We start from the raw sequence: 21,526 nt of genomic DNA, 5'->3' as shown, positions 1-21,526 counted from the left end.
CAAGCTCACAAGGTGGCCGGCGTTCGCGAGATCATCGAGGCGGCCGGCGCATGCCTACGCTATCTTCCGCCCTACTCGCCGGACCTCAATCCGATCGAGTCTAAATAGGCGAACGTCCTTTCAGCATACCAACGAGAGCCTTCCCGTCAGTATAATACGGATCCCCGCCGCCGTTGCGGCCGTCTTTGGTGGCGCCAATTCCTGAAATCTCGTAACTGGAGGAAAGCTGTCCGGCTGCCGTCAGGTCGCTGATGACCAGATCGCGTTCCGCGTCGACATCGGGGCCTATGTGGTGGGTGATTTGGCCGGTGTCATGGCTAAATCCGACGCCGCGATCGAAACTGGCCGAACCCAGCCAAAGCGGACGGCCGTCGCTGCCCAACTTCTTGGTCAGCCAGAAACGGACATGATTGCGCTGGTCCGCGCTGTCTCCGACCGGTTTTTCGAAAGCCAGGTCTTGCTTCCTTCCCTCAAAAAGCAAGGCGCTGACAGGAGCATCCAGATCGGGTCGGTGGAGCACGACGCTGAGACCGATATCGATGGAAGAACGGAGCGTGATGGGGTCGGCAGGGCCCCAGTCAGCTGCCACGAATGCACGAATGACCTCTTCCTTTGTTCCGACGAGCCCGACGTTGATCGGATCGCCCGGGATATCCTGCTCGGTATGCGTGAGCATGCTGCCGAAGTCCGATACCCGTGAGGCATCTCGAAACACCCAGATTTCCGGCACGACGAAATAGGCGATGAGCAAATAGACGATCGCTACACCAAGTACAACGGTGGTGGCAGTCCGTATATTGGTTCGACGCCACATGGGCATTCTATCCTCTATTTTGCTCCGGGCTGCGGTGGTGCGGCAGCACCTCGCCAATTCCTACGCTGCCGGTCACGGAGAGGGCGGCGCTGCGCCCACTGACCTGTAGTCATGGTTCTGGCTCAGTCCCTTCAGGAGGCCCGCGATCCCTCAAATCCTTGGCCCGCACTTTGTCGAGTTTGCCAAAATCGGTCATGATGCTTACCAGGGCGCTCCCCGTCCAACCGAATGTGAACAACCCCGACATCGCTATGATCGGTCCGACCAAACGCCATCGATCAGGCAAACTAATGCTGCCCTCGCCGAGCGTCGTATAGCTCTCCAGGACGTAGTAGTAGCTGTCACGCATTGACGGAATTGATCCGGCCAAAAATATAGGGATGGCCCAGAGGAGCGTTTCGGCGAAATGCAATGCTGCCAGAGACCCTATCGTGATGGCGAGCAACAGGTTGAGGCGCCAATATGCCGTGGTTTCATTCACCTGAACCCAAGACTCGCTGAAGCGCTGATGGATTGTCCGAATTCCCGCGCCGTGGACGAAAATAATGACAATCATTATCAACGTGCCGAAAACAATTTCCAAAACCGGCCTGGGAGATGCCCCTTCGTCCATCGAGTTGTCTTTCTAGCCTAATGAATGCGAGTTCGATTGTTTGAAGGAAGCACTCTCGTGGGGATTTGGCCGTAGTTGCCAGTGCGGCCAGCACAATCGGGAGTGCGAGCGGGCTGCATCAGGCTCCACCTCCTGTCTGCGGTTCGGTTGCATGTCGTCGGCCTGACTTAGAAGGCGCCATCACCCGGACCTTTACGTGTGTCGAACCAGAAACTTGCATTCTCCGTAATTCGATGAATCCGGCAACCCGCGAGACGAACCAGACGGATGCCATGTCGGGGGTGTCGCGCGACCGGTTCGGCTGCATCGGATTGCGAGACGGCCGCGCTCGCCCTCAATAGCACGGCGGGTAAGGGTAATAACCACAGTAGGGCGGATATGCGTATGGGGCGGCGGCACCGACGGCAGCGCCAAGAGCGGCTCCGGCAACTGCGGCCCCCGCCACAGCGCCAGCACCATACCAAGCTCCACGATAGACAGGAGCATGCCAGTATGCGCCACCGTGATAACCGTATCCGCCACCATGCCAGACCGCGCCGCCGTAGCCGCCCACATGGGCGAATCCGCCACCGCCCGGTCCGCGAAACGCGAAGGCGTCAATGAAAAGTGCCGCAGGCCCGCTCGCATTGTTGAGACTGCCTTCCAGAACGGCAACGTCGAACGTCAGCGTGTTCCCCTCAAGTTTCGGAGCCTTGAGCGTAACCACGGCATCATCCACCTCCGAGCCGTCTCCCCCAAGAACTGAGACCGTTGCGTTCGGCGGGTCGACGGCGAAGCTGTCCTTGCCCTCATCCCACTGCATAATGAACTGCTCGGTCGCAACATGACCGGCGGCCCGCACCGGCCGATCGGCAAAGACGATTGAGTTTTTCGAAACGCCGGTCAGGACGAGCTTGCCGCCGTCGAGCGTGGCGCCCTGCGCATTGATGACGGCGAGCGACGGAATCGGTCCTGTCGCCGTAGCCGCGCCGATGGTCTTCTCCAGCGGGACATGCGGCTTCTTGGTTGTATCCTGGGCGACGGCTCCGGTGGTTGCCAACCCCAGGCCTCCGACAAAGAGCATCAGACGTGCGGCGTGATTGAATGTCATGGCAAATCTCCTCAGATGTTAGCCGCCTTCGGCGGACCTGATGTCACTGCACAGGACGCCAACGCCCAGTATGAACGAGAGTAGCTGCACAGCACCTCCTGATCCCGAGCGCAGCTACTTGACCAACCCAATATTGAGCAATTGAACCCGACGGTTGTCCGCTGCCTTCGGATTGGCGGGGTCGACCGGCATCTCTGATCCCACTCCGATTGAGAACAAGCGATTCGGTGCCACCGAAAAGGTCGTCCCCAGCGCTTCCGCAATGGCTTCAGCGCGCCGTGCGCTGAGGTCAAGGTTGCGCTTGGCATCGCCGGTGGCATTGGTGTGCCCAACGACGAGAAATTTGTAGCGGAGCAGCAGCGGATGATGGAGCGCGTCGGCGATCAAGCCAAGCGTCCTATAAGACCCGGGTTCGATTGCGACGGAGTTGTTCTCGAAGTTGATCTCGACAAAGAACTGCGGGAGGGTCGCCAGTTGGCTCCAGTGGGGCAGACTGGCAATCCCCTTGCCCGGATTGGCAGCCAATTCTTGCGCAAGCATCGCCACGTCGACGGCTGATGCGGCTTCGGCGACCTGTCCTAAGGTGTTGACGAGTTGATGTTCACTCAACTGCTGAGCCCCGGCGTCGCCGGCAGCGGCCAGTAGAACGGTCAGCGCCAAGGTATTGCGAAATCGACGAATAGACATTTTCTTTTCTCCCGGTCTCAACATGGGTCACCGCCATCCAGCATCGGTGATGGCCTGACTGCATTTCGCGCCGACGATACGCGTCGCCTTCAGGAGACATCCAAGAATGTGCGCCTTGCCCGGGACCACGCCTCTGCACGCCCGGGCCGCATCACGCGCACAGATCTTGTCGACGCTTGCCTGCGCCGCCAGTCGTAGCTGGATCGAGGCGATCACGTCGGCCATGGTCGAGGTGCAGGCCGGTGAGACGTTCGCCTGATGCTGCGCAAGGCAGTTCTGGATTCGCCCATTGCCGAGATTGAGGCCTTTGCAGAATTTCTTGACGTCGGCGCCGCACTCCTTGGCAAGCAATGTTGCGGCGTCGGCATAGCTGATGGTTTGCGTCCGCCCGACCCCGGTTTGGACAAGAACGGCAATCAGGACCGTTCCGCTAAGAACGCTCAGTCTCTTGGCCATGCGTCACTCCCATCTCTGGTTGCTGTCGTTCAAAAATTTCGCCTAACCGCAGACATCAGCTCACGGCGTCGGTTGGCGCATTCCCAATGAACGTTGGCCCATTACTTGACCGGACGGAACGTAACTAACTGTATGCTACGGGCAGAATTGCAGTCGTTCCTCGAGGGCGAGGCGGGCGCACGAAATGGACAGGCTCTGAGTGGTATCACCGAGTCCGAATGTGTCGCCGTCAGGCGGCGGCAGATAATCCCGATAGGCGATCGGCAGGATGGTGCGCGAAATCATGTTCCAGTCTTCGCTGATGGAAATCGGAATGACTGGCTGAACGTTCGTCGTAAAGCCGTCATCGTCGGCGCCGGCGCCGACATCGAAGTTCATCTGAAACGGAACGCTGATAAGGCTCGCGATAGGATTGGAGAGCTGCTTCGCCAGTTCGTCGGCGTCTTGAGCGAACGACTCGCCTGTGTAGGCGATCAAGCACGCAAACGCGGCCAGTGCAGCGGCAAGACGGTCGGTCATCGATTCCCTCCCGAAAAGGAGCATGCGGCGGCTTGCGCCGCCGCATGCTCCATTCATCATTTCACCAGTTCGATCTCGCTCGGGCGCCACTCCTTCGTGAAGAACGGCTCCAGCGGGCTGTAGAGGCGCAGGAGCGTAAACCAGCCTTTCTTCGGGTCGGTCTGTATCCAGTTTCCGCGCGGCACGCCGTCGGGCTGGGTCGGGCCGAAGTAGATGGTCGTGGAGCCGTCTGCCGCTGCCTCGGCTGCAGGCGATGGATAGCTTTGGCTGCCGGCGCGCGGGTAACCCTGCGGTGTGTCGAGCATTGAGCGGGTCATGTTGTCGTAGAGCGTGAACGACCAGAAGTTCGCTTCCGGAATGCCCTTCGGCAGCGTCACCTTGTAGGTCTTGGCGCCGTCAAAGAAGTTCTTGTCGGCATCCGTCATGGCAAACAGATATTGCGACCCGATACCGGTCAGACGCATAGCCATGCCAGGCGTGATGCCGGTGACGCCGTAGAAGAAATTGGTGCGCGCATCCATGGTGCGGTAGCCGGTGGCTGGATAGGGCTTGACGCCTTCGGGCGTTATTTCAGGGATCGGTGTCTCGAACTCGTAGCCGGTCTGGAACAAATAATTCATCCAGGATGAATCGGGATAGTAGAACCAGCTCGGATCGCGTGTATTCATGAACAAGGTGCGCGAGGTTGCGTTGGCGACCGCGAGCCCTTCGGTCATGATCTTCTTCATGCGCTCGTCGGGCGCGAAGGGCTTGCCCTTGACGATGCCGATCGCCGCGATCGGACCCATCAGCTCCGGGTCGAGCGAGGTGGCCGGTTCGTTCTGCACGACCTCGTTGAGCATTTCGTAAAAGCTCCAGTCGTTGGGCGGAAGCGTGTTCATCACCTTGCCGCTTCCGTTGTGAAAGACGGTTGGCGGAGGCGGAGCGACTTTCCCGAGCTTGACTTTCCCGGCCAGGAAGTCGGCGACTGGAGTGCCGACACCGCCGACTTCGAAAGGATAGACCTTGGTGAACTTCTTGATCACTTCGACCGCCGGCTTGGGATCGTTATTTTCCAGGAACGACCGGCCGAACCACACGATGGAATTGGTGCGCGCGTGCGCGACGAAGAACCCGCCTTGCGGCAGCGGTCCCGTGTAGTCCGGCCCCACGATCAGATACTTGCCGCCCTCGCCGCGGTCGGGTCCGGGCGCGCCCACGTCGATCACCCAGCGGAACCAGGCATCCTGCACAGCGCCAAGAAACTTGGGCGGAGTCTCCAGCACAACAGGTCCCTTGCTGAGATCGAGGGTGCCCATCACGTAGATCGTGTCGGCATTCGCGGTCAGGAACAGCGACTTGGCATCCATCAACTGTTCGAAAACAATGACCTCGTTGTCCTTGACGCCAACGCTTTGCAGACCCTTGCGGAAGCCCTGAATGCTGACGCCCCGCATGTTGTCCATGAAGGCGCGGTAGGCGTAGGTGAAGTCGAGGTTGTCGTAGAGCCTCTCTGCGGTTGCCTTGCTCGGCACGCCGTCCTTGAACTCGAAGTTGCCGATATTGGTCTCGACTCTGTCCGGCGTGACGAGTGACGGCGGGATTTCGGCCGCCTGGCTGTTGGCCTGAATGCTACCAGCGAGGAAGGTGGATGCGGCGAGGAGCACCATCAATCCGGGGCGCCTGCTGTGTATCGGTTTCATTGCTTAGTCCCTTTCTCCAGTTCACAGGTTTTTGGTTACGCTCGCTCCAAGCCGACAGAGCGGGTTACGGCTTGCCAAGCTGGCGGATGAAATCGATCATGTGGGACGCAGCTATCTCAGGCTGTTCCAGAGGCATGAGATGGGCCGCCGCAGGCACGTTGATCAGCGTCGCGCGATCACCCAGCTCCTTCTGGAGCGCCTCGCCGTTTTCAGGAGGCGCGATCTGATCCTCCGCACCCTGTAGGATCAAATACTTGGTCTGCCCCGGAGGCGCCCACCAGGCCTCAAGCGGCGTGGATTCGGCAGCCTGCTTTTCGATCGGCCCCGCTTCGGGAGCACGAGACGGCTTGAACAGCGCCCAGATTCGCTCGGAATCGTCCGGGTTGGAAACAAAATACGGCATGATCGCCAGCACTTCGGAATCGCTGGACGCCGGGTTGAGCAAAATGGCCAACGCGTGGCCGGCGGCCGGCTTGGGTTGTACCTTCCCGCCCGCCGCCAGCAGGATGACACTTCGCGTCAGCTCAGGATGAGATGCGGCCAACATGCGGGCAACACGGTTGCCGAAGTCGTTGCCTGCCACATTGACCGGCCCCAGCTTCAGGGCCTGAATAACCCCCGCGACATCGTCCGCAAGCGTCTGGAGCGTGATGCCGGTGCTTGAACCAGTACTGTTGCCTGAGCCTCGGAAGTCGATACCGATGACACGGTAGCCAGCCTTGGCAAGGGCCTCCGCCAGACCATCCAGATAGCCGACGGTAAGGGTTGCGCCCGGTAGCAAGACGATCGCCTCGCCTTCGCCTCGGCTGACGTACTCGATGCTGGAGTCGGCGAGCTTGACGATACCGGTCTCGACGGTCTGTGCGTGCGTGATTGTTGGGGATGTCAGCAGCACGAGGGCGGCGGCAACCACTATCGCGCCGATCAAGTTTGTTTCAACCCAAGGGGTCGGTCGCGCCTTCAGCGACAGCGCGAAGGGCAGTTGCGATGATCGAGTGAAAAGTCGACGTGAGTGCCGAAACAGTGAGACGTTCATTTCGGAAGTCCCTTTGGCGATTGCGACACGATCTTCCTTTGTCCGTCCGGCCGGATGATCAGCTGAAACCGAGATGCGAGGTCGATGTGTCCACGGGCCGCGCCATACGCGCGGCCGGCCGATAGCGGCGGCAAAGTTCGGCGGCCCCGATCACGCTCAGGGCCGCCGATGTCCGCCTCAGTTCAATTGCACCGTCAACTTGTCGATCGTTCCGGTGAACTCGAACGGCACGCGATAGTCCTTGTCCTCGACGCCGGTGCGGGTATCGACGCCGACATCGAATGTCTCGTCCCACGGCATCAGGGCAGGCACCGTATGGGGGATTTTCTGGCTGGCGACCTCCTTGCCGTCCACCTTCAGGACGCCGCTGCCGCCGCTGGCCATGTTGTGACTGTCTGACGTGAAGTCGAAGACGATGGTGTGCTTGCCCGGCGTCAGCGCGTCAGGGCCCTCCCAGCGGAATCGCTGCAGGTCCATGAAATTGTAGAGAAACACCGGCTTGCCCTTGAGCAGATAGAGGCCGTAGCCGGCAAATTTGCCGCCCGTCGTGACGAGCATGCCGTCGGCGCCGTTTGCGGGAACCTCGATATCCGCGGTGATGGTGTAGGACTTGTTCACGACGTTGGGCGCGTCTCCGCCGGGCAGGCCCGAGATCACGCCAGCATAGGTGAACACCTTCCGTCCGGCGGTCGCGCTTGGCCGGGGTGTCTCGAGGCGCTCGAGGATCGAGTTGTCGAGCGGGAACACGTCGTATTTCGCGGCTTCGAGCAGGAACAGTTGCTGCATTTCGCTCAGCTTGTCGGGATTGGTCGCCGCGAGGTCGTTTGCCTGGGAGAAGTCGTCGGTGAGATTGTAGAGTTCCCATTTATAGCCGTTGACGACTTCCGGCATCGCGGCCTTCCCCATCAGCCAGGGTGCGGCTGGTGGGGTTGTGCATGCATACCAGCCCTCGTGGTAGATGCCTCGGTTGCCGAACATTTCGAAGTACTGCGTCTGTCGAGCGGAAGGAGCTTCGGCGTTAGCCTTGTCCCAGGTATAGGCCATGCTCACCCCTTCGATCGGCTTCTGGGCAACACCATTGACCATCACCGGCGCCGGAATGCCCGCGGCTTCGAGGATCGTCGGCACGATGTCGATGACATGGTGGAACTGGTTGCGGACGCCGCCGGCATCCTTGATGCGGGCCGGCCACGCCATCGCCATGCCCTGCCGCGTGCCGCCGAAATGCGAGGCGACCTGCTTGGTCCATTTAAACGGCGTGTCGAAAGCCCATGACCAGGCCACCGACATATGCGGGTAGGTCTGGTCGGAACCCCACGCGTCATAGAACTTCATCTGCTCGGCAACCGGGACTGTCAGGCCCTCGATGGTGATCAGTTCACTCGGCGTGCCGAGCGTGCTCCCTTCCGCGCTCGTGCCATTGTCGCCCTCGATGTAGATGATGAGGGTGTTGTCGAGTTTGCCGACGTCCTCCACCGCCTGGATTACCCGACCGATCTCGTTGTCGGAGTAGGCCACGTAGGCGGCGAATACCTCGGCTTGCCGGGCGAAGAGCTTCTTGCTCTCGGGGTCGAGCGTATCCCATTTCGGCAGGTCGTCCGGCCAGGCGGTCAGCAGCGTATTCTGCGGGATGACGCCGAGACGCTTCTGGTTGGCGAATATCTCGTCACGCATGGCGTTCCAGCCGTTGTCAAACTTGCCCTTGAACTTCTCAATCCATTCGGGCGTCGGATGATGCGGTGCGTGCGTGGCGCCGGGAACATAGTAGACAAAGAACGGCTTGTCGGGCGCTGTCGCGTTCAACTGCTTGATGTGGTTGATCGCGTTGTCGGCCTCGTCGGTGATCAGGTTGTAGCCGGGCTTGTCAACCCAAGGGAAAATCTGCGTGTGGTCCTGGAAGAGATAGGGCTGCCACTGGTTGGTGTCGCCACCCATGAAGCCATAAAAATAGTCGAAACCCATGCCGGACGGCCATTGGTCGAAAGGCCCGGAGCTGCTGTACTGGAAAGACGGCGTATTGTGGTTCTTGCCGAACCAGGACGTCGCATAGCCGTTCTGCTTCAGGATCGTGCCGATCGTGGCGTTCTCCACACCAAGGATGGAGTCGTAGCCCGGATAGCCGGTGGCCTGCTCGGAAATGACACCGAAGCCGCTCGAATGATGATTGCGTCCGGTAATCAGCGCTGCCCGTGTCGGCGAGCAGAGCGCCGTGGAGTTGAACTGCGTGTAGCGGAGTCCCGACTGCGCGATCCGGTCGAGCGCCGGTGTCGGGACGACGCCGCCGAAAGTGCCTGAGACTCCATACCCGGCATCGTCGGTCATGATCAGAAGGACGTTCGGCGCGCCCTTGGGCGGCACGATTTGCGGCGGCCAATAGGGCTTCGAGTCCTTGGCGCTGAGATTGATCTCACCGCCGAACGCGTCCGGCGGATTGGGAAGGTACCTCCCGTCGACAGTCGTCGTGGCGCTGGGCGAGCCCGGCGTACCGGTGATGGTCTGCGCGTGGATTGGCGCAATGTAGAACCCACTTGAGATCAGAAATGACGTTAGCAACAACGTGCGAGATTTCATGACAAGCCTCCTGCCTTTCACTTGATGTGATTGGATCTTCCGCGATTGTGTCTTGGCTATTTCCGCTGCGTCGGCGAACAGCGGGCTCTCGGCTCCGTTGCCCGCGGTTAGTCCCCTAATACAGGACAGCACGTCGATAGGTGCGGCGCGCCACGCCGGCATAGGAGACGGGGGTCAAAGGCATGCCGATGATGTCGATGAAGACAGAGACGTCGGAACCTTTGTCAGGCATGTCGCCGCTGACGATTTTCACCGTATACGAGAGGTCGCTGCCGTTCAAAACCGGTTCTTCCAAGACGACCACGACCTGTTTCAACTGGCCTCCCTCGAGAATCGACAGGTCGGCGTTCGGTGGATCGGACAGGAAGCTGTCCTTGCCCTTGCTCCAGAACGGTATGAAGGCCGCCGTTTTCATGTTCCCGGCAACGCGCTCCGGACGGTCCGAGAAGAACAGCGTCGAGCTGCCGACATCCATCAGCGTCAGTTTGTTCGTCGCCTTGTCATAGGTCATCGCGTCGGCGGTCTGGACGAACAGAAAATCGGCCATGTCTTCGGCCGCTTGTGCGCCCCGAGCCTTCAGCGAGGCAGCCGTCGCGGCGAAAGCCGAGGCGGCCAGAAGAAGATTCCGTCTTGTCGTGAGCATGTCGTACTCCTTGTCCGGTCCACGTGTGTGAATTACCTTACTCAACGGCATGGTTGGCGCGTTTTCATTTGGGCGGAAACGTAAGTAACGGTAAAATACAGGCTATTCTGAAGTATCGAGCAGGCCTGCCATGGGTCATTTTTTCGGGAACAAAAGCGTGATTCCGGTGCGAAACCCAAACCCGTCGGGACCGCTGTCGGGGCTTTCAGCCCAATAGCGGACGCCGGCGAAGAGGCTGATTGGCTGCTTGTCAACGACGACCAGCTTCGCGATCTGGAAGTTGATTGGAACCGACCATTCCTCGGCCTCCCAATTGTAGCTGCTCTCCGTGTTTAGCGTGAACGTCCAGGCATCCTTCGTCGTGTAGGAGACGAAGGGCTGCAGAAAGGTCGAACTGATGTCGCTGCGGTCGCTGTCGCCGGCGAACGACCAGATGTGGTTGGCCAGCATCCCGACCGTCCATCCGTGGCTCTGCTTCAGCACGACTGCGGTCGGGCCAGCGCCCCATTTGCCGCCGCCGAGCAGGTCGTCGGTCGCGGTAGGAACCAGAAACACCGGGCCGACGCCCCAGACGATGCCGGACTCGGTCGGTTGGGACGGCGAGGGGTTATGTCGCCGAGGCCGAATTGCTCGCCCGACGGGCCGGCTATGTCGTTCTGCCAGATCACCGGCGCGATCGTGCGCGAGATCATATTCCAGTTGGCATTCAGCGAGACGGGGATGACCGGCTGGATGTTGACGTAGGCCTTCTCGCCGTCGTTCGGGTAGCCGCTGTCGTAATTGGATTGGAACGGCACGCTGATCAGCGAGGCGATCGGGTTCGAAAGCTTTTTGGCGAGGTCCTGCGTGTCGTCCTGGGCAGACGCCGCGCCGCTGAACAACAACGCCGGAAAGAACAAGGCAGTAACTTGCAGAACCCGAGTGGCAGATCGAATATCCATTGCCCCTCCATATCGGTGGGAAATAGTGTCGGGTGTCACCGAACGCCCGGTGCTTGCCATGCTGCGCAGATATTAAATTCAACTGCTGGACCGGGGCTCCGCCGCCCTGAGTGCTAGCCAACCGTTGCTGGCGTAGAGTAGGGCAGCCTATACTCCACAGGGCAAGTAGCGGGTGTGTAACTTACGTGGGCAACTGGTAGTCCGAACGGCAGCAATCGTCCTCTCAGGAGGATGCAACCTGACCATGTAAAGGTCGGCAACGGGTGCATAGTGTTGAAAATTGGCGCTGCCCTTCACAGGTGAAGACCAATGGGGCCTCATGATGCTTCTGGAAAGGGCCGGCGATACGTTTCCTACAAGATCACTTGTGCCATGCGGTTTTTACCATTGCGGCGACGCCAGGCGAACGGAGAAGAGCCTGCATATGCTCTGCCAGATCGTGCTCACCGCGCGCCTCCGATCTTCGGAAGATATCGGGCCTTGGCCCGGCGATCACCTTCCCTGACCGCAGGATAGCGCATACAGCCAGCCGCGCCATTTCCTCAGTCCGGCTGGCTCTGTCGTGGTCGCGGTTACTGCCGTCCATTTCGTGGATTGCCTTGCCGAACGCCGTGTACCCTGCCTTGTGCGCCTTTTATGGGCGTTCATGCCGACCGCGCTCGCTGCGGGATGTTCAGCAAATACCCCGTCACCCCACGTAACTTACATTCCGCTACCGCCTCCATACGATTATGCTGCTGCGGTCCCGGGAAAACACGAATTGCGCCATGAGGATGGAAGACGAACCGCCTGATGGAGCAGCGGCGCTTCGGAAACTGCGTGCTGCGTGCCAAGGAGAGCGCAATGAATAGCCGTCCAAGATCGTTGTGGATTCGATCCCTCGCCACACGCGTTCTCTTATCGGTTGGTCTCGGAGGTTCTATTGCGACCGCCACAGCCCAAGACCCGAGCGCTGACGTAAGGATCGTTGGCGACCAGGTGCGAAGCCAGGGCTTTCCTTGCGACAATCCAAGCTCGGCTGAGCGTATCGAAGCGGAGTCCGCCCCCAATCACACTGTCTACCTGCTCAAGTGCGAGGGCGTGACTTACCGGGTGGTTCTGATTCCAGATCAAGCAGCTCAAGTGACCGAAGCTAAGTAAACCCGCCCCTAGCGGCGCGCTCCTGCATGGATCGGTACTGCCATCAAAGGCTGACTGTCTCGGTCCCGCCTGCAATTCCACCTGTAGGATACAGTTAGTTACGTTCCCTAAAGCAAAGCAATCGGCCAAGGTGACGCGTTCCTGCATGGATCGCTGCTTGGACGAATTTAAAAGCAACCAGGAGAAATGATCATGAACCTCAAGATGCTTTGCACGGGCGCGATGGCGCTTTCGATGATGACCGGCGCCGCACTTGCCGAGCACGGCGGCGCCCTCGATGAGCCGACGACAATGGCGCCCTTCTACACCGCTGCCGACATGAAGACCTTAAAATCGGAAGCCGACTTCAAGGACGCTTGGACGGGGTTGAAAGACGAGGATCGCGCCAAGATAACGCAGGAATGCGGCGGCATAGCCAGTGATGACCAGGGGCATGGCGCCTTCTGCACGATGGTTGGCCACCAGTAAACGCAGCCGGAAGTCGGAGATGGCGGGCAGCGTTGCCTGCCATTTTTCCATGACCGGATCTTTTCCCTCAGCGCTCATGAGATTACTGGCGGGGGCGTTCATTCGGGTGACATTGCGGCTAATTAAACGACGCTTTCAGATCGACCCCCAAAACTTCCGCTAAAGCGCCTATACTGGACACTCCCGAGCCTCTCTGGCCGCGCGTCCTCATGGATGGAGCGCTTGTTGGCATTCTGATTTACAACACGGCGGTATCAATTCTCCCCGTCTACGCGGGTGCAGGTCCTAAAGATGACCGGCGTCATGCTTTGGTCCGCGGCTGGATTTCACGCGCTTCTTGCCGTCTGGAGTTGTCTGCTTCTACGTGGCGTTCCGAGCGAACTCCGCCGACAAATCGGTGACAACTGAGGGGTCCTTGAAAAAGGGCAACGTCACGTTGCTTGTGGCATATCGCGTGATATTGCTGCGATGCATGGTATTCCATCTGCGCATTGCTGAAAAGTCCGCGACTAAGTCAAGTAGGGCGCTTGCCGCGACCGCGCCCGGCGGGCCACGGTGCTCCGCGCCACCCAAGAAATACACCGCGCCCGGTGCCCAATTAGGCGTCGGGTGAAACAGAATGGCCAATTCTGTTTCACCCGCCAACCGCGCGTTCCGGACCCATGAAAGGAAAATGACTGGTCAGAGCGGGGTCACTGCGTGAGGCACTTGAGGCCCATTGCCATTGCCTTGTAAGTCCCCTTCAGATCGACGACAAAGGCCCCCTTGGTTTCCGGAAACACGATCATTTCATATTGCTTCGCCACGTCGCGCTTGAAATTCGGGTCGTCGGTCAAGATGTAGCCGCCAGAGTATCCGCCCTTGAGGTCGCCGCTCATGCTGGTAGCCACACCCTCGTAGAGACGGCCACCGATGGAGACGAAGATTTCCGACTTGGTCCCGTTCTGAAGGCCGATATCCTGCTTCGTGAACACGCCAAGATACCCGACCTCCTGATTTGCGGTAACGCCCATTTGCACCGAATTTGGGCCATTTGAGTGCACGATCAAGCAATCTCCGCGGGTTTGATTGGCATAGACGGTCCAGCCCTCGACGTCGTGCCCGTATCGGACAAGCACGTCGCTGGCCTTGGGAAGGGGGCTTTGATCTTGTGCGTAGGCTGCCATCGCAGACGAAAGTGCTACTGACGTTGCCGCGATGAGTGTCGTGAATTTTCGCATTGATATTCCCCTTGTGTGCAGGATTGTTTCTGGCTAAAGGCGCCCCATTTCGATTGCTCAGAGGCTGCTGTCCTCTTGCGGGGCGAGGCGATATTACGCGCTGTGAGTGACCTTGGCCGATCGGCTGACGTGAGGGAACGTAAATAACTGTAACCTACGGGCTAATACTGGCCAGCGCCTGCGGACCGTTCGGTCCTCGACGCCATCGACAAATGGCGGTTGGCACACATAGAACGCCGCTTAATCTCTTGCCATCCGACTATGTTCGTCAGAACGTCCGCAACGACGGCATGATGTCCGGTTTGACCCCGTTGCGGCCGTTCCTGAGAGATAGCCGGCGAACGACTATCAAGCGATAGCCATTGCCCTTTGGTCGGATATCGGTTTTGGCACGGCCCGAATTCCGTTCTCTCGGAATGCGTTGTGGACCGCCTTCAGTGCCGCCCGGTGGATCGCGGATTGCCTGCCCGGTTTCGCCGTAAACTTTGCCTGAATGACCATGCCGGGAAGGGGAAGCATCAACCTGATGACCGAGATTGCCGGCCAAGCGGCGGCGCGCGGAGACGATGCAGGCGCCATTGAATGATATCGGAGGATACTTGACGCTGACGGTTCCCAGCGTAACGCGCTCGCCGGGCTTGGAGTTTCGGCGTTGCGGCTCGGAGACTATGACCTGGCAATTGAAGTCACGGCAAAGCTGCTCAGCCATGAACCCGCCAACGCTCAGGCCTATGCGGTCATCGCCATCGCTTACTACGCAAAAGGCGACTATGATCGGGCAAAGGAGAACGCCGCCAAGGCCCGTGACATAGACCCTTCCATCCGCTCGGCGGATGAACTCGACCGGCATGCTGGGCGGCCGAGCTGACTGACGGGGAGGTCAGCGGGCTACTCGAGGGACGAAATCGCGAGATCCAGCTCGCCAAGCATGCCTCAAAGCATGAAGGAAAGTGGAGCTTTGGTGATAATGTGGTTCGAAGGATTGGTTGTTATTTGGGAGCCTGCTCGGTGACTGGGTAGATCAGTCGAGATCGGATTTTCGCGGGAGGGCAGCATGAGAGCGATCGAGATATCCCGGCAAAAGTCGCCATTTTTGGCGGTGTGCGTCATGGCCGCGCTGGCATTGGTGTGGTTGGCGGCAATGGGCAGCGCCTCGATGGCGCAGGCGCAGCAAACTTCGACCGTGCCGGTGGCGGATGAAAAATTTCAGGCGTTCATCAAGATGCTTGATGATCCCGACATCCGCGCGCGGCTGGACGCCATGGCAGTGCCCCCTGCGGACAAACCAGGTGCGCCAGCCGCCTCGCAGATGGCGGTCTTGGACAGCCTCATTCGCAGCCATCTCGTTGCGTTGCGTAACGCGGTTCCGCGCATCCCGGGCGAGGCCGCAAACGCCGTCCGAATTGTGAGGTCAGAAATCAACAACCGTGGATTCGCCACCATACTTGTTCTCTTCGCAGCCTTGCTGGCGCTTGGCTTCGGAGCGGAGTGGCTATTCAAGCGTGCGGTGGGCGGAGTGAAGCAGCCTGGCTCGGGCCAGGCAGCCGGTGCAAGCGCCGCACGCGAGGCCAATCGTGCCGCCCGATTACTCGCGGAACTGGCGCCGCTCGTCGTGTTTTCCCTCGTCAGCGCTGGGGTTTTCCTGGCCTTCGATTGGCCCGCCTTGCTGCGCGTTGTCATCCTGACCTATCTGGTCGCATTCATCGTCGCGCGGGTGGTGATGGCCATCGGCAGGATCCTGCTTGCACCGAATGGCAGCGCCATTCCGGCGGGACAGGAGAAACCGCTCCGGCTTGTTCCGGCGAGCGATGCCGAAGCCCATTTCTGGTATCGCCGGCTGGCCGTTTTCACCGGCTATCTGATGGCCGGATGGGCGACCGTCAGCCTGCTTCCGCACCTGGGCTTTTCGCCGGATGCAACGCGTTTGATCGCCTATCTGCTGGGCATCGGGCTTCTGGTCCTCGCCGTCGAGATGGTCTGGCGGCGTCCAGGCGGCCCAGCGACCACACAGCGCATAAGCACGAGGGAATGGCTCCTTACCATCTACCTGGTTCTCCTCTGGGGGCTCTGGGTCGCCGAGCTCAACGGCGCGCTATGGCTCGGCATCTATGCCTTGCTATTGTCAAAGGCGTTGACCATCGCCGGCCATGTGGCAGAGGCGCTGGTGGTCCGGCCGGACAATGCCACCTCGGCGAATTCCGTTCGCACAGTGCTGATCAACCGCGGCGTTCGCGCGCTGGTGATCCTGCTCGCGGTGCTGTGGCTGAGCCTGGTCTGGCGCCTGGACCCAGGTGTAATGGCAGAAGGTAATACCGCGATAAACCGCATCGTGCGCGGCCTGTTCCACGGTGTCCTGATCTTGCTGGTTGCCGATCTCATCTGGCAACTGGCGAAAGCCTATATCGGCCGGACGCTGGAACTGGCCGCGGTCGACGACACAATCACGCCGGCTGAGGCGGCACGCCGGAGCCGGCTCAGGACCTTGCTGCCGATCTTCCGCAACATCCTGGCTGTGCTGCTTGCTACTGTGGCCGTTCTCATGGTGCTTTCGGGGCTCGGCGTGCAGATCGCTCCGTTGATCGCCGGCGCGGGAATCTTCGGGGTTGCCATCGGCTTCGGCTCGCAGACCCTGGTCAAGGATGTGCTCAGCGGCGTCTTCTACATGCTCGACGATGCCTTCCGGGTCGGTGAGTACATCGAGAGCGGCAGCTACAAGGGAACCGTCGAATCCTTCAGCCTACGCTCGGTGAAGCTGCGCCATCATCGCGGCCCGGTGTTCACGGTTCCGTTCGGCGACCTTGGCGCGGTGCAGAACATGAGCCGCGACTGGGTGATCGACAAGTTCAGGATCCGGGTGTCGTTCGACACCGACATCAGGAAGGTGAAGAAGCTCTTGAAGGGTATCGGCGCGGAATTGCTTGCTGATCCTGAACTGGCGCCGGAGATCATCGAGACGGTGAAGATGAAGGGCGTCGAGCAGTTCGGCGACTTCGGCATTGAGCTGAGCTTCGCCTTCATGACCAAGCCCGGTCACCAATTCGGCGTCAGGCGCAAGGCCTACACCATGATCCAGCAGGCGTTCGCAGAGAACGGCATCCATTTTGCCCAGCCCACGGTCCAGGTGGGAACCGATGAGAAGCAGGCGGCCATGGCTGCGGCTAATGTGATATCGCTTGCCCAGCAGAAAGCAGCCCAGACTGTACAGGGTGAATAGAAAGCGGCGATCATCGAGTCGACGTCGAGAAGCAATGGTTGAAGCAACGACGTCGGTTGATCTGTTGACTCTTGTAAATGTGCGACTCTGGCGGACCAAGATGTTCACGCACGGACCGCTCAGTGTGAACGCGCCTGGCTCGAAAAAAACGAGCCGGATTTGGTGAAGAACACGCAGCAAGCGGTCTCGTTGCGGTTTGCCCGTTCGCAGAACGTGGCGTTCTTCCTTGGCTCATTGAGGAAAGCCGGACTCACCCTCAAGGACCGACTTTTACGCCGGCCGCGCGGATTCTGCCCGTAGGTTACCGTTAATTACCTTCCGCCCCGAGTGGCAATCGGCAAACCTCAGGAAGGACGATTTTGAAGAAGGCATGGCTGAAGCGTCCTGCCACGAGTTTCGTCGCGTCGATAGAACGCGGAGCATGTTTTTCTCGCCAGGGAACCGAAAACTCGGCTCATCTTGGAAAAGCGGTACAACCAAAGGAGAACGTGAGATGAGTGACAAGCAAGCGAATCCAGTCCGACAACCGAACCGGCGCGACATTTTGTTGGCAGGAGGTTCTGTACTCGCCATTTCGGCCGTCAGTACCGCGATAAGCACGAGTGCAAATGCCCAAGCCGCCAAGAAGCCCAACATCCTGATCATCTGGGGCGACGATGTCGGCTTCTGGAACGTCAGCGCCTACAATCAGGGCATGATGGGCTACAAGACCCCGAACATCGACAGCATCGCCAGGGAAGGCGCGCTGTTCACCGACTGGTATGGCCAGCAGAGCTGCACCGCCGGACGCTCATGCTTCATCACCGGCCAGGTCGGCTTCCGCACCGGGCTGCTCAAGGTCGGCCTGCCGGGTGCGAAGGAAGGCTTGCAGGCGCGGGACGTGACGATCGCCGAATTGCTCAAGCCGCAAGGTTACATGACCGGCCAGTTCGGCAAGAACCATCTCGGCGACCTCGATGAGCACCTGCCCACCGCGCACGGCTTCGACGAGTTCTTTGGCTCACTCTACCACCTCAACGCCGAGGAGGAGTTCGAGAACCCCGACTACTTCAAGGACCCGGAGATACAGAAGAAATTCGGCACGCGTGGCGTTCTCCACACGTTTGCGAATCCGGACGGCACGCAGAGGATCGAGAGCACCGGGCCGCTGGGCAAGAAGCGGATGGAGACCATAGACGCGGAAGTCACGGACAAGGCGCTCGACTTCATGCAACGGGCCAAGGATGCGGACAAGCCGTTCTTCCTCTGGTGGAATTCCACCCGCATGCATATATTCACGCATCTCAAGCCGGAGAGCGAAGGCAAGACCGGGCTCGGCATCTATGCCGACGGGATGGTGGAACACGACGGCCAGGTTGGCCAGGTGCTCGCCAAGCTCAAGGAGCTCGGCCTCGACGAAAATACCATCGTCATGTACTCGACCGATAACGGCGCCGAGAAGTTTACGTGGCCAGACGGCGGCACGTCGCCCTTCCGCGGTGAGAAGAACACTAACTGGGAAGGCGGCTACCGGGTGCCTTGCGCCATCCGCTGGCCCGGCGTCATCAAGCCGGGCACCGTACTCAACGACGTCTTCGCCCACGAGGACATGCTGCCCACGCTGCTGGCCGCCGCCGGGGTTCCCGACGTCAAGGAGCAGTTGCTAAAAGGCATGAAGGTCGGCGACAAGACCTTCAAGGTGCATCTGGACGGCTACAACATCACCGACGCGCTCGCCGGCAAGTCACCTAGTCCACGCCACGAGTTCTTCTACTTCAATGACGACGGCTCGCTCGTCGGGCTGCGCTACGACAACTGGAAAATCGTCTTCGCCGAACAGAAGGCGCACAGCTTCGATGTCTGGCAGGAGCCATTCGTGCCGCTGCGCCTTCCCAAGATCTTCAATCTTCGTTCCGATCCGTTCGAGATCGCCGACCACGAGGGCATGGACTACGAACGCTGGAGGATCGACCGCACCTTTCTGCTCGTGCCGGCGCAGCAATATGTCGGGAATTTCCTCGCCACGTTCAAGGAGTTCCCACCAAGCCAGAAGGGGGGCAGCTTCGGTATTGATGATGCCCTGGCGGCGCTATCGGCGGGCAGCGCCAACTAGAGTTGTAGCGTCCGAGAAAAATATGTAGGAAACAAGCCGCACCCGTTGTGTCGATGGGTGCGGCCATGCGGCTGAGAAATCTCGCAACGAACCATGACAAGCCTAGCCGAAACCGGACCAACACAGGGGGGCTCTGCGTCCGCCGATGCACCCCACGCCAACATGGTGTGGATTCCGGGCGGTACGTTTCTGATGGGTTCCGACAAGCATTACCCAGAGGAGGCGCCAACCCACAGGGTGACGGTCGATGGCTTCTGGATGGATGCCTGCGCGGTCACCAATCGCGAGTTTGCCCGATTCGTCGATGCGACCGGCTACGTCACGGCGGCTGAGCGCCCGGCGAACCCCGACGATTATCCTGGAGCGCTGCCGGACATGCTCGCTCCATCCTCAGTTGTCTTCAGCAAGGCCAAACAGCGTGTCGATCTTCGCGATCACTACAATTGGTGGGTCTATGTGCGCGGCGCCAACTGGCGCCATCCGCTCGGGCCGGCGAGTTCGATCAAGCGGCTGGCCGACCATCCGGTCGTGCATGTGAACTTTGACGATGCCGAAGCCTACGCATCGTGGGCGGGCAAGGAATTGCCCACCGAGGCCGAGTGGGAATTCGCGGCGCGTGGCGGGCTCGACGCGGCCGAATTTGTCTGGGGCGATGAAATGGCGCCCGATGGCCGACACATGGCCAATACCTGGCAAGGCGAGTTCCCATGGCAGAATCTCTGCGAGGACGGCTACGAGGGGACGTCACCCGTCGCCTCCTTTGCCGCCAACGGCTACGGCCTCTACGACATGGCTGGCAATGTCTGGCAGTGGACCACGGACTGGTACCAGGAACACGGCAAGATCGACAGCCCGTGCTGCACGGTTGACAACCCCCGCGGTGCCAACCGGGAGGACAGCCTCGATCCACGGCAGCCGCAGATCAGAATCCCGCGCAAGGTGATGAAAGGCGGATCGCATCTTTGCGCGCCCAACTATTGCCGGCGCTACCGCCCGGCCGCGCGGATGGCGCAGCCGATCGATACGTCGACGTGCCATTTAGGTTTCCGCTGCATTGCACGCAGAACAATGGACCGACAATGATCCACTGAACGGCCGTGAAAGCCGTCTCGATCATGAGATAGTCAGGAACCGATGACATGAGGGTTTTGGCAGCAACGGCAAGCGTGGTGAAAATCCAGGACAGAATGCCACGATGCGGAGAGCGCACCCAGCAAGATCCGCGTGCACCTGCTTGTTGCTCTCATCTCGCTCCAAGTGTACCCTGACGATTGCGGACGGCGTTTAAAGCCATCCTTCTATGAGACACGAAGGGGGTAAACGGGACGTAAGACCGCGCTTTTGGCTGTAGCGCTTTCCAGTGGCGACTGTCAGGACCAGATAGACGGCCGTTACCGTCCATTGTGAACGGAGGTCCACTATGCCCAAGAAGGAGCAACTCGCTGCGGACACGGACAACGATACCTTTCTGTTCGTTAGCAGCACCAACACGAAGAGCGTCATGGCATACGACGGCGAGACCGGCGCCTTTCTGAAAAAGTTCGCCAACGGTGGCGGCCTCATCGAACCCGAAGGCATCGCCTTCGGTCCCGACGGCAACCTGTACGTCGCCAGCCGCAGCGATGAAGTGCTTCGTTACGACGGGGAGAAAGGCAACTTCCTTGATGTCTTCGCCAGCGGCCACGGCCTCGTCGACCCGGCCGGCATCGCATTTGGCGGACCAGACAACGACCTTTTCATCGCCGCGGGCCTCACCGACGACGGCCTCGGCAACCAGATCCTCCGCTTCGACGGCGACACCGGCGTCTTCGAGGCCGTCGTCGATCCTGCCAACGCGGCCGGGCTCGACGACCCGGAAGCGCTGGTCTTCGGACCGGATGGCCTGCTCTATGTTGCCAGCACTCCGGAATCAGGACCCGGCGAGGTCCTTCGCTACGACCCAGCGACGAACTCGTTCGTCGACAAGTTCGTCCCCAGTTCGGAGAGCAACATCTTGGATCCGACCGGCATGGTCTTCGGCCCCGACGGCGACTTGTTTCTCAGCAGCGCCGCGACGAGCGAGGTCATGCGCTACGACGGCACGACCGGCGACTTCGAAGGTGTCTTCATCACCGCCGGCAGCGGCGGCCTCAATGAGGCCGAGGGCATGGCGTTCAACTCGAACGGCAACCTCTTGGTCGCAAGCGAGCTGGGCCACTCGGTGCTGGAGTATGACGGCACCACCGGCGCATTCGTCGGCGAGTTCGTCGTTGCGGGCAGCGGCCACCTTTCGGAGCCGACATTCATCACCTTCGGACCCCCTGAATCGGACTTTTTCGTTTGAGGATTCCAGTGTCAAAA

18 protein-coding genes and 2 pseudogenes are annotated in these 21,526 nt (G+C 60.1%); 7 read left to right on the top strand and 13 right to left on the bottom strand.

The features are described 5' to 3' along the window. Nucleotides 1–3 precede the first annotated feature (3 nt). Nucleotides 4–99: pseudogene (locus AC0L14_RS29540) on the top strand (transposase); the annotation flags it as partial. Between the two features lies 1 nt (nt 100). On the opposite strand, the gene AC0L14_RS29535 reads toward AC0L14_RS29540, so the two are convergent. From AC0L14_RS29535 to AC0L14_RS29485, 11 genes and pseudogenes are all read right to left on the bottom strand, one after another. Continuing rightward, entirely contained in the window at nt 101–814 is a 714-nt protein-coding gene (locus tag AC0L14_RS29535) for an LssY C-terminal domain-containing protein (protein ID WP_473751601.1), read from the bottom strand. A gap of 109 nt (nt 815–923) precedes the next feature. Continuing rightward, complete coding sequence (locus AC0L14_RS29530; protein WP_473489615.1) at nt 924–1,427, bottom strand: two pore domain potassium channel family protein; 504 nt, start codon at nt 1,425–1,427, stop codon at nt 924–926. Between the two features lie 334 nt (nt 1,428–1,761). After that, a complete protein-coding gene (locus AC0L14_RS29525; RefSeq protein WP_473751600.1) occupies nt 1,762–2,517 on the bottom strand; it encodes a hypothetical protein in 756 nt (251 codons plus the stop codon). Nucleotides 2,518–2,631: 114 nt separating this feature from the next. Continuing rightward, on the bottom strand, nt 2,632–3,204 hold the full coding sequence (locus AC0L14_RS29520) for an OmpA family protein (protein ID WP_473529615.1): 573 nt from the start codon (nt 3,202–3,204) through the stop codon (nt 2,632–2,634). 27 nt (nt 3,205–3,231) lie between these two features. After that, the gene (locus AC0L14_RS29515) at nt 3,232–3,660 is read right to left on the bottom strand and encodes a hypothetical protein (protein WP_473751598.1); all 429 of its coding nucleotides are present in this window, start codon (nt 3,658–3,660) and stop codon (nt 3,232–3,234) included. A 135-nt stretch (nt 3,661–3,795) separates the two neighbouring features. Beyond that, complete coding sequence (locus AC0L14_RS29510; protein WP_473751597.1) at nt 3,796–4,179, bottom strand: hypothetical protein; 384 nt, start codon at nt 4,177–4,179, stop codon at nt 3,796–3,798. 56 nt (nt 4,180–4,235) lie between these two features. Further along, complete coding sequence (locus AC0L14_RS29505; RefSeq protein WP_473751595.1) at nt 4,236–5,861, bottom strand: DUF1254 domain-containing protein; 1,626 nt, start codon at nt 5,859–5,861, stop codon at nt 4,236–4,238. A gap of 64 nt (nt 5,862–5,925) precedes the next feature. Then, the gene (locus AC0L14_RS29500) at nt 5,926–6,897 is read right to left on the bottom strand and encodes an alpha/beta fold hydrolase (protein WP_473529613.1); all 972 of its coding nucleotides are present in this window, start codon (nt 6,895–6,897) and stop codon (nt 5,926–5,928) included. 177 nt (nt 6,898–7,074) lie between these two features. Next, nucleotides 7,075–9,468, bottom strand: coding sequence for an arylsulfatase (locus AC0L14_RS29495; protein WP_473529612.1), 2,394 nt, complete (start codon nt 9,466–9,468; stop codon nt 7,075–7,077). A gap of 115 nt (nt 9,469–9,583) precedes the next feature. Then, nucleotides 9,584–10,111 carry a hypothetical protein gene (locus AC0L14_RS29490; RefSeq protein ID WP_473751593.1) on the bottom strand — a complete coding sequence of 176 codons (528 nt, stop codon included), beginning with the start codon at nt 10,109–10,111 and terminating at the stop codon, nt 9,584–9,586. Nucleotides 10,112–10,246: 135 nt separating this feature from the next. Continuing rightward, nucleotides 10,247–11,052: pseudogene (locus AC0L14_RS29485) on the bottom strand (transporter). A gap of 1,332 nt (nt 11,053–12,384) precedes the next feature. On the opposite strand from AC0L14_RS29485, the gene AC0L14_RS29480 reads away from it, so the two are divergent. Further along, nucleotides 12,385–12,660, top strand: coding sequence for a hypothetical protein (locus tag AC0L14_RS29480; RefSeq protein WP_473489620.1), 276 nt, complete (start codon nt 12,385–12,387; stop codon nt 12,658–12,660). Nucleotides 12,661–13,352: 692 nt separating this feature from the next. Here AC0L14_RS29480 and AC0L14_RS29475 read toward each other — a convergent pair. Beyond that, nucleotides 13,353–13,880: a hypothetical protein gene (locus tag AC0L14_RS29475; protein WP_473489621.1), complete on the bottom strand. Its 528-nt coding sequence runs from the start codon at nt 13,878–13,880 to the stop codon at nt 13,353–13,355. A 268-nt stretch (nt 13,881–14,148) separates the two neighbouring features. Then, nucleotides 14,149–14,427 carry a hypothetical protein gene (locus AC0L14_RS29470; protein ID WP_473751592.1) on the bottom strand — a complete coding sequence of 93 codons (279 nt, stop codon included), beginning with the start codon at nt 14,425–14,427 and terminating at the stop codon, nt 14,149–14,151. A gap of 48 nt (nt 14,428–14,475) precedes the next feature. Here AC0L14_RS29470 and AC0L14_RS29465 point away from each other — a divergent pair, with 48 nt between their 5' ends. The 5 genes from AC0L14_RS29465 to AC0L14_RS29445 all read left to right on the top strand — a co-directional run bounded on the left by AC0L14_RS29465 (nt 14,476) and on the right by AC0L14_RS29445 (nt 21,509). Beyond that, complete coding sequence (locus AC0L14_RS29465) at nt 14,476–14,748, top strand: tetratricopeptide repeat protein (protein WP_473751615.1); 273 nt, start codon at nt 14,476–14,478, stop codon at nt 14,746–14,748. 186 nt (nt 14,749–14,934) lie between these two features. Then, the gene (locus tag AC0L14_RS29460; RefSeq protein WP_473751591.1) at nt 14,935–17,094 is read left to right on the top strand and encodes a mechanosensitive ion channel family protein; all 2,160 of its coding nucleotides are present in this window, start codon (nt 14,935–14,937) and stop codon (nt 17,092–17,094) included. A gap of 493 nt (nt 17,095–17,587) precedes the next feature. Continuing rightward, on the top strand, nt 17,588–19,186 hold the full coding sequence (locus tag AC0L14_RS29455; protein ID WP_473529607.1) for an arylsulfatase: 1,599 nt from the start codon (nt 17,588–17,590) through the stop codon (nt 19,184–19,186). A 93-nt stretch (nt 19,187–19,279) separates the two neighbouring features. After that, nucleotides 19,280–20,269, top strand: coding sequence for a formylglycine-generating enzyme family protein (locus AC0L14_RS29450; protein ID WP_473751590.1), 990 nt, complete (start codon nt 19,280–19,282; stop codon nt 20,267–20,269). Between the two features lie 337 nt (nt 20,270–20,606). Then, nucleotides 20,607–21,509: a Vgb family protein gene (locus AC0L14_RS29445; protein WP_473489624.1), complete on the top strand. Its 903-nt coding sequence runs from the start codon at nt 20,607–20,609 to the stop codon at nt 21,507–21,509. Nucleotides 21,510–21,526: the final 17 nt, after the last annotated feature.

The sequence above is a fragment of the Mesorhizobium sp. WSM4841 genome (assembly GCF_055811515.1).
Note: the sequence above shows the minus strand (reverse complement) of the source record. Positions and strands in the feature narration are given on the sequence as shown.

Excerpts from the sequence above, each read along its gene's own strand:
- AC0L14_RS29450 (WP_473751590.1), top strand. The coding sequence starts at position 19,280 with ATGACAAGCCTAGCCGAAACCGGACCAACACAGGGGGGCTCTGCGTCC.
- AC0L14_RS29445 (WP_473489624.1), top strand. The coding sequence starts at position 20,607 with ATGCCCAAGAAGGAGCAACTCGCTGCGGACACGGACAACGATACCTTT.
- AC0L14_RS29530 (WP_473489615.1), bottom strand. The coding sequence starts at position 1,427 with ATGGACGAAGGGGCATCTCCCAGGCCGGTTTTGGAAATTGTTTTCGGC.
- AC0L14_RS29455 (WP_473529607.1), top strand. The coding sequence starts at position 17,588 with ATGAGTGACAAGCAAGCGAATCCAGTCCGACAACCGAACCGGCGCGAC.
- AC0L14_RS29500 (WP_473529613.1), bottom strand. The coding sequence starts at position 6,897 with ATGAACGTCTCACTGTTTCGGCACTCACGTCGACTTTTCACTCGATCA.
- AC0L14_RS29505 (WP_473751595.1), bottom strand. The coding sequence starts at position 5,861 with ATGAAACCGATACACAGCAGGCGCCCCGGATTGATGGTGCTCCTCGCC.
- AC0L14_RS29525 (WP_473751600.1), bottom strand. The coding sequence starts at position 2,517 with ATGACATTCAATCACGCCGCACGTCTGATGCTCTTTGTCGGAGGCCTG.
- AC0L14_RS29460 (WP_473751591.1), top strand. The coding sequence starts at position 14,935 with ATGAGAGCGATCGAGATATCCCGGCAAAAGTCGCCATTTTTGGCGGTG.
- AC0L14_RS29520 (WP_473529615.1), bottom strand. The coding sequence starts at position 3,204 with ATGTCTATTCGTCGATTTCGCAATACCTTGGCGCTGACCGTTCTACTG.
- AC0L14_RS29490 (WP_473751593.1), bottom strand. The coding sequence starts at position 10,111 with ATGCTCACGACAAGACGGAATCTTCTTCTGGCCGCCTCGGCTTTCGCC.
- AC0L14_RS29510 (WP_473751597.1), bottom strand. The coding sequence starts at position 4,179 with ATGACCGACCGTCTTGCCGCTGCACTGGCCGCGTTTGCGTGCTTGATC.
- AC0L14_RS29495 (WP_473529612.1), bottom strand. The coding sequence starts at position 9,468 with ATGAAATCTCGCACGTTGTTGCTAACGTCATTTCTGATCTCAAGTGGG.
- AC0L14_RS29480 (WP_473489620.1), top strand. The coding sequence starts at position 12,385 with ATGAACCTCAAGATGCTTTGCACGGGCGCGATGGCGCTTTCGATGATG.
- AC0L14_RS29535 (WP_473751601.1), bottom strand. The coding sequence starts at position 814 with ATGTGGCGTCGAACCAATATACGGACTGCCACCACCGTTGTACTTGGT.
- AC0L14_RS29515 (WP_473751598.1), bottom strand. The coding sequence starts at position 3,660 with ATGGCCAAGAGACTGAGCGTTCTTAGCGGAACGGTCCTGATTGCCGTT.
- AC0L14_RS29475 (WP_473489621.1), bottom strand. The coding sequence starts at position 13,880 with ATGCGAAAATTCACGACACTCATCGCGGCAACGTCAGTAGCACTTTCG.